The organism is Silvimonas iriomotensis (assembly GCF_014645535.1).
Classification (GTDB): Bacteria; Pseudomonadota; Gammaproteobacteria; order Burkholderiales; family Chitinibacteraceae; genus Silvimonas; species Silvimonas iriomotensis.
Genome location: NZ_BMLX01000006.1, coordinates 214,092 through 227,081, shown reverse-complemented (window position 1 = coordinate 227,081; position 12,990 = coordinate 214,092). Strand labels below are relative to the sequence as shown.

General features: G+C 57.8%; 11 protein-coding genes. 7 read left to right on the top strand and 4 right to left on the bottom strand.

Translation table 11 applies throughout. The features are described from left to right. Window positions 1-171 precede the first annotated feature (171 nt). From IEX57_RS18140 to IEX57_RS18130, 3 genes are all read right to left on the bottom strand, one after another. Window positions 172-1,629 carry an NAD(P)H-hydrate dehydratase gene (locus IEX57_RS18140; RefSeq protein ID WP_188706181.1) on the bottom strand — a complete coding sequence of 486 codons (1,458 nt, stop codon included), beginning with the start codon at window positions 1,627-1,629 and terminating at the stop codon, window positions 172-174. A 51-nt stretch (window positions 1,630-1,680) separates the two neighbouring features. Continuing rightward, window positions 1,681-2,298, bottom strand: a complete 618-nt coding sequence (locus IEX57_RS18135; RefSeq protein WP_188706178.1) for a nucleotidyltransferase family protein — start codon at window positions 2,296-2,298, stop codon at window positions 1,681-1,683. Between the two features lie 203 nt (window positions 2,299-2,501). Further along, a complete protein-coding gene (locus tag IEX57_RS18130) occupies window positions 2,502-4,805 on the bottom strand; it encodes a penicillin-binding protein 1A (RefSeq protein WP_188706176.1) in 2,304 nt (767 codons plus the stop codon). Window positions 4,806-4,971: 166 nt separating this feature from the next. Between IEX57_RS18130 and IEX57_RS18125 the strand changes: the two genes are divergently transcribed. The 7 genes from IEX57_RS18125 (at window position 4,972) to aroB (ending at window position 11,651) form a co-directional block, all read left to right on the top strand. Continuing rightward, a complete protein-coding gene (locus tag IEX57_RS18125; protein ID WP_373285213.1) occupies window positions 4,972-6,048 on the top strand; it encodes a pilus assembly protein PilM in 1,077 nt (358 codons plus the stop codon). After that, window positions 6,045-6,650 (top strand): PilN domain-containing protein, encoded by a 606-nt coding sequence (locus IEX57_RS18120; protein WP_188706173.1) that lies wholly within the window; start codon window positions 6,045-6,047, stop codon window positions 6,648-6,650. Before IEX57_RS18125 ends, IEX57_RS18120 begins: the two co-directional genes overlap by 4 nt. Further along, complete coding sequence (locus IEX57_RS18115; RefSeq protein WP_188706171.1) at window positions 6,647-7,279, top strand: type IV pilus inner membrane component PilO; 633 nt, start codon at window positions 6,647-6,649, stop codon at window positions 7,277-7,279. The genes IEX57_RS18120 and IEX57_RS18115 overlap by 4 nt, the downstream gene beginning before the upstream one ends. Continuing rightward, the gene (locus IEX57_RS18110) at window positions 7,276-7,833 is read left to right on the top strand and encodes a pilus assembly protein PilP (RefSeq protein WP_229709095.1); all 558 of its coding nucleotides are present in this window, start codon (window positions 7,276-7,278) and stop codon (window positions 7,831-7,833) included. The genes IEX57_RS18115 and IEX57_RS18110 overlap by 4 nt, the downstream gene beginning before the upstream one ends. Next, window positions 7,830-9,902: a type IV pilus secretin PilQ gene (locus IEX57_RS18105; protein WP_188706169.1), complete on the top strand. Its 2,073-nt coding sequence runs from the start codon at window positions 7,830-7,832 to the stop codon at window positions 9,900-9,902. Before IEX57_RS18110 ends, IEX57_RS18105 begins: the two co-directional genes overlap by 4 nt. Before the next feature lie 122 nt (window positions 9,903-10,024). Beyond that, a complete protein-coding gene (locus IEX57_RS18100; RefSeq protein ID WP_373285212.1) occupies window positions 10,025-10,564 on the top strand; it encodes a shikimate kinase in 540 nt (179 codons plus the stop codon). Further along, window positions 10,545-11,651, top strand: a complete 1,107-nt coding sequence (gene aroB / locus IEX57_RS18095; RefSeq protein ID WP_188706167.1) for a 3-dehydroquinate synthase — start codon at window positions 10,545-10,547, stop codon at window positions 11,649-11,651. The genes IEX57_RS18100 and aroB overlap by 20 nt, the downstream gene beginning before the upstream one ends. Here the strand turns inward: aroB and IEX57_RS18090 are convergent. After that, the gene (locus tag IEX57_RS18090) at window positions 11,606-12,853 is read right to left on the bottom strand and encodes a YihY family inner membrane protein (protein WP_188706165.1); all 1,248 of its coding nucleotides are present in this window, start codon (window positions 12,851-12,853) and stop codon (window positions 11,606-11,608) included. The genes aroB and IEX57_RS18090 overlap by 46 nt on opposite strands. Window positions 12,854-12,990 lie beyond the last annotated feature (137 nt).

Genomic DNA, 12,990 nt, shown 5'->3' with positions numbered 1-12,990 from the left:
CCCGAACAGGACCGTGAAACGACTTAGCGCCGATGATAGTGCGGATTACCCGTGTGAAAGTAGGACATTGCCAGACACCCATATAAAACGCCCGTACAGAGACCTGTACGGGCGTTTTGCTTTTACGTTGCCGGTAAATGGCGTCGCTCCTGACCAGAAAACACCCGCGCTTCAGGCTGCCGGCAGACGGTTAAGCACTTTGCGCGCGTAGTCGATGGTTTCGCTGGCAGTCAGGCCGATCGCCGCCGCGAACTCCTGCCGCCACAAGTCCGCCCCGGCACCATGCAGGAAGACGCCAGACTTCGCTGCATCCAGCGGCGCCATGCCTTGTGCCATCAAGGCCGCGATGATGCCCCCCAGAATATCCCCTTGCCCTGCCGCTGCCAGCGCTGCATTGCCTGAGCCATTGATGCTGGCGTGGTTGCTATCGCATACCACCGTACCAGAGCCTTTGAGCACGATGATGGCCTGATAGCGCTGAGCCAGTTCCTGCGCTGCAAAGAGCCGGTCTTGCTGCACCTGGGAAGTAGGGCACCCCAATAATCGGGCGGCTTCAGCGGGGTGGGGCGTGAGTACGGCGGGGATAGCGCGTTCTGTACATAAGCGCGCCAGTTCCTGCTGACTGGCCAGCAGATTAAGCCCATCGGCATCCAGTACCAGTGGTTCTGGTCGTCCCAGCAACTCGGCGACGAGATCAATTGCTTCCGGGCTTTGGCCCAGGCCAGGACCGGCTAACCAGATATCATGCGGCTGCCCTGGCAAATCTTTTGCCGGCGCCAGCATCAGCTCTGGCGCGACAAGATCTACAGCCAGCCCCGGCCCCAGCAAGCCGATGCGGACTTTGCCGGCGCCCAGCCGCAGCGCGGCCCGGCCAGCCAGCAAAGGCGCGCCGGTCATGCCCGGTGCGCCGCCCAGAATGCCCAGCGTGCCATAACTGCCTTTATGACTGGCCTGATGCCGCTGCAATTGCGGCGGCAAAGTATCGGGTTGATAGAGTTGCAGATCGCCGGGCGGAAATGCGCTGGCGGGGATATCGAGGTTGAAGATCAAGACCTGGCCGGCGTAATCCTGGCCTTCGGCTGTATGCAGGCCCGGCTTGTCGCCAATAAAGGTGAGCGTGGTGTGGGCGTGCAGGGCCTTGCCGCGGATGGCGCCGGTATCGGCATCAAGACCGCTGGGGATATCCAGGGCGATGACCTTCTGCCGACTGGCTTCAATCTGCGTGAACAATGCTGAGACGACCTCTGGCACGTCGCGACTGAGACCTATGCCGAAGAGCGCATCAATGACGAGGTCATTGTTTTCATCCCATGCGTCATCCAGCGTGCCGCCGGCGCGATGCCACAATTCCAGCGCCCGGGCCGTGGGCGCAGAAGCCGCACGACTGCCGCTGAGGTAATGCACCCTGACCTTGTAGCCGCCTTCCTTGAGATGACGGGCGACCGTGAGCCCGTCGCCCCCGTTATTGCCCGGGCCGACCAGCACGACTACGCGCGTTTCCTGGGGAAAGCGCGCCGCGATCCACTGGGCTGCGGCAAGGCCCGCTCGCACCATGAGCTGCGCGCCTGCGGCGACCTGGGTTTGTTCTATATGCCGGGTGGTTTTGCTGCGATAGAGATCGTGAGTCATGGCCGGGCCAGCCTCGTTAAAACAAGCGCGGCCCCGCAGGGCCGCATCAGATCAGAATATCAGGGCACCCAGAGTGCGGTCCTGTTCCAGCAAGGCCTGCACATCTTCAAGACTGGCCCGCTCTTTTTCTTCGCGTCGCGGATTCTGCCGCTCTGCCAGCCGCGGCCGGACATGCAGTTTCACTTGTGTGTCGTCATACCAGAACGCCAGCGTCGGGTAGAGCGCATGGCGGTGCGTTGGTGGCGGTTCCAGGTGCTGGTACTCGATCCGCTCGTTCAAGAGGAAGATCTCGACGCTCTTGGGGTCATCGGTATAGATCAGCAAGTTGATATCCGAATGACTACCCGCCACGCCAGACAGGACAGACCCCGTGAGCCACGGATTAAAACTGCGCAACAGCCGCATCACCGTGACCGCTTTTTGCCTTAGCTCCTGCAAACAGCCGTCGTGCTCAGGCTGGTAAATGGCGCGATAGCTAGCCAGTGCGTCTTCTATTTCCTGGTTGGAGGGCAGAACATGCGCATCCGAAACACCCAAATGGCGCGCGGCTTTTTTCTTGGCCAGCGCAAAGTCATGCATATGGTCTTCGGCGATCAGGCGGGCGGCATGATGTGCGATTTCGGCACGCAAGGTCAGGGTGTGACGATCGGCTGAAAAGGATTTACCCATGATGGCGGTTCTCCAGGTGGCGGTCAGGGCGGTTGGGTGGGTCAACCAGTTGCCGTCTGTGGCTGCAAGGATCAGGGCTGTCGCTGGGTGGGAACCTCCGGGAATGGTCTCGGGGGAGTAAGGGCCTGAAACGGTTCAAGCCCTTACTGCATAACAGTAAATCATTGCGCGGAATTACGCGAATCGGCTTTGCTTGCCCCTGTCTAAAACAGCAGGTCCTTGATTTCATCCAGCGGCTGCGAAGCCACAGAGCCGCTGCCCAGACCCAGTTCCGGATTGGTTTGCGTGTATTCAGCAAAGAAATACTCGGTGCGGTCGCCCTTTTCGGTCTGGATGGTTTGCGCAACAACGCCATCCGGAACCGGATACTGCCGCTCGGGGACATCGGCCAGCGCTTTCCCCATATAGTTGATCCAGATCGGTAACGCCGCCGCGCCCCCGGTTTCCGAACCGCCCAAAGAACGGGGCTGATCAAAACCGACCCATGCCACGGTGACGATGCCCGGCGTAAAACCGGCAAACCAGGCGTCATGCGTATCGTTGGTGGTCCCCGTCTTGCCCGCCAGATCCATGCGGCCCAGCACGCGTGCCTTGCTGCCTGTGCCATAGCGGACCACGTCCTGCATCATGCTGGTCATGACGAACGCATTGCGGGCCTCCAGCGTGCGTTTGGCGTTCTGTCCGGCGACTTGCGGCGCGGTCTGTGCCACCAGGTTACCGCGCGCGTCGACAATTTTGTCGACATACCATGAATAAACGCGATAACCGGTATTGGAGAACACCGAATACCCTTCTGCCAGCTGCAGCGGGGTGACACTGCCTGCGCCCAGCGCCATGGTCAGATAGGCCGGATTTTGCTGGGGCGTGAAGCCAAAGCGGGTATCGAACTGCTGCGCGTACTGCGGCGTGATGGATTGCAGAATGCGGATCGACACCAGGTTTTTGGAGTGGGTCAGTGCATTGCGCACCGTCATCATGCCTTCGTATTTACCGTCGTAGTTCTTGGGCTCCCACTTCTGGCCGCCGACCTGGTCCGGATTGATCACAATGGGGGCATCGTTGATCAGCGTGGCCGGGGTGACGCCTTTTTCCAGCGCGGCAGAATAGACAAAGGGTTTGAAGCTGGAGCCCGGCTGGCGCCAGGCCTGGGTGACATGATTGAAGTTGTTACGGTTGAAGTCATACCCGCCAACCAGCGCCTTGACCGCGCCATTCTGGCTGTCGAGCGACACCAGTGCGCCTTCAACCTGCGGTAGCTGCGAGATTACCCAGTTATCGTCTTGCTTGACCACTCGGATAATGGCGCCAGGGCGGATGCGCGCGGTCGGATTGGCTTTGTCGGTCAGCGCAAAGCGGGCGAATTTAAGCCCGTCGCCCTCAATGGTGATCACTTCGCCACCCTTGAGCCAGGCCTTCACGCTTTTGGGCGATGCGGTTTGTACTACGGCAGCCAGTTGCTCATCTGAATCCTTGATGTCAGCCGTTGCGTCATCCAAAGCTTCTTCATTACCAGCATTGAAAAGTTCTGGGTCTATAAAGCCTTCAGGGCCCCGATAACCATGACGAAGATCGTAATCATTGAGGCCTTTTCGTAGTGCGAGATACGCGGCTGTCTGGTTCTTGCTGTCGAGCGTCGTGTAAACCTTGAATCCGGCGGTGTACGCGGCATCCTTGTAACGGTCGAACATCATTTGCCGTACGGATTCGGCCACATAGTCAGCATGAACCGGGAAATCCTGGACCATGCGCTTGATGACAAGCTGGGTGGTAAGGGCAGCGTTGTACTGTTCGTCGGTGATGAAATGCAACTCGCGCATGCGCCTTAATACATATTGTTGGCGTAATGTAGCGCGTTTGAAATTGGCAACCGGATTGTAGGACGAGGGGGCCTTTGGCAACCCGGCCAGCATGGCAGCCTCGGCAACATTTAATTGTTTGAGGTCTTTGCCGAAATAAGTTTGTGCGGCAGATGCAAAACCGTATGCACGCTGACCGAGATAAATCTGGTTCAGATAAAGTTCCAGAATCTGGTCTTTGGAAAGATTGTGTTCGATTTTGAATGCAAGCAGTGCTTCGTTGAATTTGCGCGTTAATGTTTTTTCGTTGGACAGATAAAAATTGCGGGCCACCTGCATGGTGATGGTACTGGCGCCGGACTGGACATGTCCGGGGATCATGTTCCCCAGCATTGCGCGTGCAACGCCCATGTAGTCAACGCCGCCGTGCTGGTAGAACCGCTCGTCTTCTGCGGCCAGCAAGGCTTGTTTCATGATGAGGGGCACCTGGTCTATCGGTACGAATGCGCGGCGTTCTTCGCCGAATTCACCGATTAACACCTGATCAGCGGTATATACACGCAGCGGGATTTTAGGGTGGTACTCGGTTAAAGCTTCAAGTGAAGGTAATCTGGGGTAGGTCAGAAGGACGGCAAAAAAGACCAGACCGACGGCAAAAAGAATAAGTCCGGAGAAGATGCCAAGGCAAATTAGCAGAATTCGTTTTGTCATTTTCTTCATTAAAAGCTGCATTACAAAGTTTTTAAGATATACGCAGCCTGTTGCAAAAATAAACGTAAATACCAGGCGCTTCTTTACAGGTCTGGCCGCAGCTTGTTAGGATTTTCACGCATTCTGACAGCATACCATCCTACTTTCCTGTTTTTAAAAGGAAATTGTGTTGAATCTCGACTTTCTCAAACCAAAGGCGCCGCCGTTGATCGGAGTGGATATCAGCTCCTCGGCCGTCAAGATGGTCGAACTGGGTCAAACCGGGCGCAACTATAGCCTTGAGCGCTATGTGATCGAACCATTGCCGAAAGACGCTGTGACCGATGGCAACATTGCCAATATGGAAGCAGTGGGTGAGGCCGTGCGTCGCGCATGGAAGCAGATGGGGACCCGGTTGAAAAACGTGGCGATTGCCTTGCCGGCAGCGTCCGTCATCACCAAGAAAATTCTGGTGCCCGGTGATCTGTCCGAACGCGATCTGGAAACGCAGGTTGAAACCGAAGCGAACCAGTACATTCCGTTTTCGCTCGATGAGGTGAACCTGGACTTTCAGGTGCTGGGCGCTGCGCCCAATGTGCCGGAAGAAAACGAGGTACTCATCGCTGCTGCCAAGAAAGAAAAGGTGGAAGAGCGTGTGGCCGCCATTGAACTGGCCGGCCTCAAGGCGCTGGTGGTGGACGTCGAGTCCTACGCCACCCAGGCTGCGTTCGAGCTCATGCGCCCGCAACTGCCCAACAATGGCGACAACCAGATTGTGGCCGTGGTGGACATTGGCGCGACTGCCATGCACATGAACATTTTCAAGGACGGTCAATCGATCTATAGCCGCGATCAAGCGTATGCCGGCAATCAGTTGACCCAGGAAATCCAGCGCAAATTCAACATGTCTTCCGAAGAAGCGGAAACGTCCAAGAAACAGGGCGGCCTGCCGGAAAACTACGAACCTGAAGTGCTGCAGCCGTTCATGGATACCATGGCGCTGGAAATCTCCCGTTCCTTGCAGTTTTTCTATACATCCAGCAACTACAACACAGTCGATCACATTTTGCTGGCCGGCGGTTGCAGTGCCATTCACGGTCTTGATGATGCGGTGTCCAGCCGTACCCAGGTGACCAGCACCATGCGCGCCAATCCGTTTTACGGCATGGCGACGGGCAAGGTGCGTGGCAAGCAGATCCAGCTGGATGCTCCTTCCTTGTTGATCGCATGTGGTCTGGCCATGCGGAGGTTTGACCCGACATGATCCGCATTAACCTGTTACCGCACCGGGAAGAGGCGCGCAAAGCGCGGCACAACCGGTATATGGCGATGCTGGGCATCGCTTTTGCTGCCGCAGCTGCGGTGGTGGCCCTTGGCTATTTCTATTATCAGTCGCGTATTGACACCCAGAATGAGCGCAACCAGTTCCTGGCCCAGGAAAACGCCAAGCTGGATCAGCAAATTGCCGAGATCGACAAGCTCAAGCAGGAAAAGCAGCAACTGCTCGACCGCAAGAAAGTGGTGGAACGCCTGCAGGCTAACCGTTCTGAAGACGTGAAGATGCTGGATCAGCTCACCCGTCAGACGCCGGAAGGCATTTACTTGAAGTACGTCAAGCAGAACGACATGACGCTTAACCTCAATGGTTATGCGCAGTCCAATGCGCGCGTGTCAACTTACATGCGTAACCTGGCTGACTCGCCCGTGTTCGAACAGCCAACGCTGATTGAAGTGAAGGCCGCGCAAGTGGGTAATCAGCGTTTGTCCGAGTTCACGCTGACCGTACGTCTTGCCCGCCCCAAGGATGATGCATCTGCCCCGGCTGCTGCACGTAGTCCCGCATCCGCGCCCGGAGGTGCCAAATGACCCTTGATGAATTGCGCAATCTTGACCCCAAGGACATGGGCAACTGGCCGCGTGCGGCGCAGATCGGCCTCGTTGTTGTCCTGGTGGTGGTCGTTCTCGTAGCAGGTTATTTCCTGCTCTGGAGTGATCAGATGGATCAACTGGCCGCCGGCCAGCAGCAGGAAGAAGCGCTCAAGACGCAGTATCTGGACAAAGCCCAGAAAGCGGCGAACCTGGAAGCCTACAAGCAGCAACTGAAGGAAATCCAGGATTCGTTCGGTGTGTTGCTGCGTCAGCTGCCGACCAAGTCTGAAATGGAAACCCTGTTGACTGAAATCAACCAGGCCGGCGTGGGTCGTGGTCTGCAGTTTGATCTGTTCCGTCCGCAGGCTGAAACCAAGACCGCTGAATTTGCGGAAATGCCGATCGATATCCGGATCACCGGCAGCTATCACGATCTGTCTGCCTTTGTGAGCGACGTAGCTCAACTGTCGCGGATTGTGACGCTGACCAATATCGAGCTGTCTGTGCCCAGGTCGCCAGACTCGCTGAGCATGGCTGCCGTGGTGAAGACATATCGCGCTCTGGATGACTCGGAGCAGCAACAGGTGCGTCAGGCTGAGGCCGATGCGAAGAAGAGGACACGATGAGTACACGCATGGACCATCTGCATAAACGCATGATGCTGCGCGGCCTTGCTGTGTCGATGCTCGCGTTGCTGCTGGCCGGTTGTTTTGGCGATGAAAACAGTGATCTGAAACAGTGGATGCGTGAGCGTTCCGAAGGCATGCGTGGCCACATCGAGCCGCTGCCCGAAGCCCGCCAGTACACGCCGTTCGCTTATAACGCGTTTGATGTGGCCGATCCGTTCAATCCGCACAAGATGGACGCCGCCCGCAAGAACAACAGCGCCAATGCGCCGGATACCAACCGGCCCAAGGAAGCGCTGGAAAACTACGACCTGGAAAAGCTGACCTTCGTCGGCACGTTGCAGCAGGGCAAGACGATACAAGCGCTGATTCGTGCGCCTGACGGCAACTTGTATCGGGTCAAGCTCGGTAACTATATGGGGCAGAACTTCGGCAAGATCATGACGATCAGCGATACCGAAGTGAAGCTGAAAGAAATCGTCGAAGACAGTGGTGGAGACTGGGTGGAGCGCGATACAGCGCTTCCCCTGCAAGAGGCGGAGCAAAAGAAATGATCAAGGCATCTAACCTGCAACGAGTGTTGCTGGCCAGTGGCTTGCTGGTGGCATCATGGGCGTTTGCGGCAGATATCACCGCCGTGGATGTAACAACAGTCTCTGCTGAAAAGCAGGTCATCAAGCTGACTTTCAATGGCGACGTGCCGACCCCGACCAGTTTCTCGGTCAATACGCCGCCGCGCATTGCCTTTGACTTTGCCGGTACCGGCAATCAGGTGGGCAAGAACAGCGTTCAGGTCAATGGCAGCGCCCTGCGCCTGATCAACCTGGCCGAAGGCTCTGGCCGTACCCGCGTGGTGCTGAACCTGCAAAAGCAGGCCGGCTACACCACCAAGGTCGACGGCAAGACGTTCCTGATTACGCTGGATGGCACGCAGTCTGCGGTTTCCAGCGAAGCGCGCCCGGTGCACTTCTCTGACGTGAAGCCGACCGCCACGACCCAGTCGATCAAGGGTGTGGATTTCCGTCGCGGCCCGAACGGCGAAGGCCGACTGGTGGTGGATCTGTCTGACCCCAATGTCGGCATCGACATCAAGCCGCAAGGCAAGAGCCTTCTGGTTGATTTCACCAAGGCCACCCTGCCCAAGACCCTGGAACGCCGTCTGGATGTGACCGACTTTGGCACGCCGGTGGTGAAAGTGGATGCGTTCAGTCTGGGTGACAACGCCCGCATGGTGATCGAGCCCAAGGGGAACTGGGAGTACTCGGCTTATCAGACTGAAAACCGCTTCATTGTTGAAGTGCGTGAAAAGATTGATGACGACAAGGCCGCCAAGGTCAAGCCGGCCTACAAGGGCGAGAAGCTGTCGCTGAACTTCCAGAACGTTGAAATCCGTACCGTGCTGCAAGTGATTGCCGAGTTTACCGGTCTGAACATCATCACCAGCGACTCGGTGAACGGTAGCCTGACGCTGCGTCTGAAGGACGTGCCGTGGGATCAGGCGCTGGACATCATCCTGCAAGCCAAGGGTCTGGATCAGCGTCGCAGCGGCAACGTGCTGTGGATTGCGCCGCGCCAGGAACTGGCCGACAAGGAAAAGCAGCAATACGAAGTCCAGAAGGCAACGGATGATCTGGAGCCGACCCGTACCGAATCGTTCCAGCTGAAGTACCAGAAGGGCGATGACATCAAGAAGATGCTCAACGACGGTCAGCAAATGCTGTCCAAGCGCGGTAGCGTCGTGGTTGACCAGCGCACCAACACGCTGTTCATCTCGGATGTATCGAGCAAGCTGGAACAGATTCGCGGCATCATCAACAAGGTGGACGTACCGGTTCGTCAGGTGCTGATCGAAGCGCGTATTGTTGAAGCCTCGGACACCTTCAGCCGCGAACTGGGTGCCCGTCTGGGTTGGGCTGCACTGGGTCACACCGGCAATACCACGATCGGTACGGCGCCAAGCTTGAACAACTTCACGACTACAAACAGCGATGGTTCGACGACCAACATCGGTGGCACCACGGCGTCCAACCTCTTGAACGTGAACCTGCCAGCAACCGGTCTGGGTGTGGGTAATGCTTCTACCTTCGCTCTGGTTGCGGCAAGTGCCAACTGGCTTGTGGGTCTGGAACTGTCCGCACTGGAAGCCGACAGCAAGGGCAAGATCATTTCCAGCCCGCGTCTGGTAACCGCCGACCAGGTGGAAGCCGTGATTGAAGATGGTCAACAGATTCCGTACTCGCAAAGCGCGCAGAACGGCGCCACGACCATCGCTTTCAAGGACGCAACCCTGTCGCTGCGTGTCACGCCGCAGATCACGCCGGATGGCAATGTGATCATGGACGTGAAGGTGAACAAGGATAGCGTGGGTCAGAACACCTCCAGCGGTCCGGCCATCAACACCAAGCACATTGAAACCAAGGTGCTGGTCGAGAACGGTGGCACGATCGTGATCGGTGGTATCTACACCCAGACGCTGTCGAACTCGGTCGACAAGACCCCGCTGCTGGGCGATATCCCGGTACTGGGTAACCTGTTCAAGTACAAGATTGATACCGATAACCGTGCAGAACTGCTGATCTTCATCACACCGAAGATTCTGCAATCTGATCTGACCCTGCGTTAAGCGGTCGGTGTAACAACAAAAAAGGAGAGCTGCGGCTCTCCTTTTTTGTTGTCTGTGGGTTCCGCGGCGTGCAGTTTTATCCGGCGTGCCTTGCCTCGCCGGCTTCTGTACAATTGATCATTATGAAAATGCCAGGCAACTTCTTTCTTGTCGGTCTGATGGGCGCGGGCAAGACCACGGTAGGTCGGGCGCTGGCGCGCGCGACCGGGAAAACCTTCTACGACTCCGACCATGAAATCGAGGCGCGTACCGGTGTGCGCATTCCCACGATTTTTGAACTGGAAGGCGAGACCGGTTTTCGCGCGCGGGAGTGCGCCGTGATTGCCGAATTGACCACCATGCCCGATATCGTGCTGGCAACAGGCGGTGGTGCCGTGCTCAATCCGGACAACCGCGCCGCGCTACGCCGTGGCGGGCTGGTCATCTATTTGCGTGCCAGCGTGGATGACCTCTACCTGCGCACAGCACACGACAAGAACCGGCCGCTGTTGCAGACGGCCAATCCCAAGCAGCGCCTGGCAGAGCTGTTTGAGGTGCGTGACCCTTTGTACCGTGAAGTTGCTGATCTCGTTGTCGATACCAGCCGGCAGACCGTGCAGCACCTTACCCATCAACTTTTGCAGCAACTGGAACAGAAAGCGTATGCGCACCGTCAAGCTTGATCTCGGCCCGGATTCTTATGACATCGTGATCGGCCGCGGCCTGCTGGCCCAGGTGGAGCGCATTACCGCATTGCTGCCGCAAAAGCGTGCTGCCATTGTCACCAACACCACGGTGGCGGCGCTTTATCTGGTGCCCTTGCAAAAGGCGCTGGAAGACGCGGGCGTGCAGATCATCCCGATTGTGCTGCCCGATGGCGAACAGTACAAAACCTGGGAAACGCTGAACCTGATTTTTGATGGTCTGCTGACCGCGCGGGCCGAACGCAAGACCACCCTGATTGCGCTGGGTGGTGGTGTGGTGGGCGACATGACGGGTTTTGCCGCCGCGGTGTACCAGCGTGGCGTGCCGTTCATCCAGATTCCGACAACACTGCTGGCGCAGGTTGATTCCTCGGTCGGTGGCAAAACAGCCATCAACCATCCGCTGGGCAAGAACATGATTGGCTCGTTCTACCAGCCGCAACTGGTACTGGCCGATCTGGCCTCGCTGGATACCTTGCCGGATCGCGAATTCTCTGCGGGTCTGGCTGAGGTCATCAAATACGGCCTGATCGACGATCTGTCGTTCCTTGAATGGCTGGAAGCCAATATCGAACGCCTGATGGCGCGTGATACCGAGGCACTGGCCTACGCGGTGGAACGCAGCTGCCAGAACAAGGCGCGCATTGTTGGTGAAGACGAGAAAGAGCACGGCGTACGTGCGCTGTTGAATCTGGGTCACACCTTTGGCCATGCCATTGAAACCGGCCTGGGCTACGGCGCGTGGTTGCACGGCGAGGCGGTCGCCGCCGGCATGGTGCTGGCCGCGCGGGCATCGCGTGAACTGGGCCAGATTACCGACGCCGATCTGGCGCGCATCATCAAGCTGCTGGACGCTGCCGGCCTGCCGACGGTTGCGCCGGCGCTGGGTTACGAGCGCTACGCCGCCTTGATGGCGCAGGACAAAAAGGTGGACGCCGGCAAGATCAAGTTCATCATCATGCGCAAGCTGGGCGAGTCGTACATCGGCACGCTCTCGCCCGAAGTCATTGCCGCCGCGCTTCAGGCCGGCTGTGCGGATGACGCTGCGGCCTCCCGCGTCGCGTAATCTTCCAACGTTTCATCCAGCGTCAGTCGCATCTGGTCGATCAGTTCGGCCAGATGCTTGCCGTCATGCGTGTACAGCGGCGTCACCACGTGCTCGAACACCTCCACCAGCTTGATGTGCCGCAGTGAAATGGCCGAGACCCACGCGCCATCCCTGACCTGTTCGACCCAGCCTTTCTCCAGCATGCGTTCCAGCAAGGCGTGAGCCGTATCCAGCCCCAGGCTGACGTTGCGGCGGAGCTGATCAATATGCAGGATTTCACCGCGATGGCGCGCGCGGGAGAGTTCCACTAACAGGCGTAGCGCCTGTTCAAAACGCGTACCCGCATGGCTATGCCAAGTCCAGGCATTGCCGTGCCAGTACGACAGGCTGGCTGAGAACACCGCGCCGGCCAGCACAATGACCCAGCACACGTACAGCCAGGTCAGAAAGATCGGGAAGCTGGCAAAGGCGCCATAAACAAGTTTGAGCGTCACAAACTCGTTGATATACAAGCCGAACAGCCCCTTCATCAGCTCCAGCAAAATCCCCACCATCAGACCGGCTGCGATGGCGTGCCGGCGCGGTACGTAGCAGTTGGGGATCATCTTGTAGACAAGGCTGAGCATGGCAAAGGTGACCAGGGTCGGGCCAATGCGCACGGTGCTGTCGAAGATATGAAAACCGCCAATCAGCCCGCGATGGTAAAACCACGAGGTCATGGTCAGGCTCAGGCCCAGGCCGAGCGGCCCCAGTGTCAGCGCGGCCCAGTAGATCAGCGTGCGCGTCAGCAATTTGCGCTGGCGCCGCACTGCCCAGATCTGGTTGAAGCTCTTTTCAATGTTGAACACCAGCAGCAGCGCGGTCACGGCCAGCCCGATCGTGCCAAAAGCAGTCAGTTTTTCCGCGTTATCCGAAAACTGCTTCAGGTAAACGCTGATGACCTTGGCCGAGGCATCCGGCACCAGATTGGTCACGATAAAGTTGCGGAACCGGTTGCTGTAGTCGCTGAACATGGGAAACGCCGAGAACAACGTCAGCGCGATGGTGAACAGCGGGATGATCGCCAGCAAGGTGGTGTAGGTAAGGCTGCCGGCGGTTTGCATGCAGCGGTCATCAAGCAGGCGGTGGCCGACAAACTTCATGAAGCCGGACAGGCGCCGCCAGAAGCCCAGGGTCAGCAGGGGCTGTAGGTGTCGTTGTACCGACGATAGAAATCGCATGGGCGTGATGGCTTCCTGCATAAATGATGCTGTCAACGTGTGGCGGGAACTTATAATACGCGAGTTTAACGATGTCGCTGCATCGCGGACTTGCCATTGTCATGGCGAAGTTCACATGCGCCCCCAACTGCCCGCTT

What these genes read in the sequence shown, in the direction of transcription:
- IEX57_RS18140 (WP_188706181.1), bottom strand. Translation starts at nt 1,629, where the DNA reads ATGACTCACGATCTCTATCGCAGCAAAACCACCCGGCATATAGAACAA.
- IEX57_RS18135 (WP_188706178.1), bottom strand. Translation starts at nt 2,298, where the DNA reads ATGGGTAAATCCTTTTCAGCCGATCGTCACACCCTGACCTTGCGTGCC.
- IEX57_RS18130 (WP_188706176.1), bottom strand. Translation starts at nt 4,805, where the DNA reads ATGACAAAACGAATTCTGCTAATTTGCCTTGGCATCTTCTCCGGACTT.
- IEX57_RS18120 (WP_188706173.1), top strand. Translation starts at nt 6,045, where the DNA reads ATGATCCGCATTAACCTGTTACCGCACCGGGAAGAGGCGCGCAAAGCG.
- IEX57_RS18115 (WP_188706171.1), top strand. Translation starts at nt 6,647, where the DNA reads ATGACCCTTGATGAATTGCGCAATCTTGACCCCAAGGACATGGGCAAC.
- IEX57_RS18110 (WP_229709095.1), top strand. Translation starts at nt 7,276, where the DNA reads ATGAGTACACGCATGGACCATCTGCATAAACGCATGATGCTGCGCGGC.
- IEX57_RS18105 (WP_188706169.1), top strand. Translation starts at nt 7,830, where the DNA reads ATGATCAAGGCATCTAACCTGCAACGAGTGTTGCTGGCCAGTGGCTTG.
- IEX57_RS18100 (WP_373285212.1), top strand. Translation starts at nt 10,025, where the DNA reads ATGAAAATGCCAGGCAACTTCTTTCTTGTCGGTCTGATGGGCGCGGGC.
- aroB (WP_188706167.1), top strand. Translation starts at nt 10,545, where the DNA reads ATGCGCACCGTCAAGCTTGATCTCGGCCCGGATTCTTATGACATCGTG.
- IEX57_RS18090 (WP_188706165.1), bottom strand. Translation starts at nt 12,853, where the DNA reads ATGCGATTTCTATCGTCGGTACAACGACACCTACAGCCCCTGCTGACC.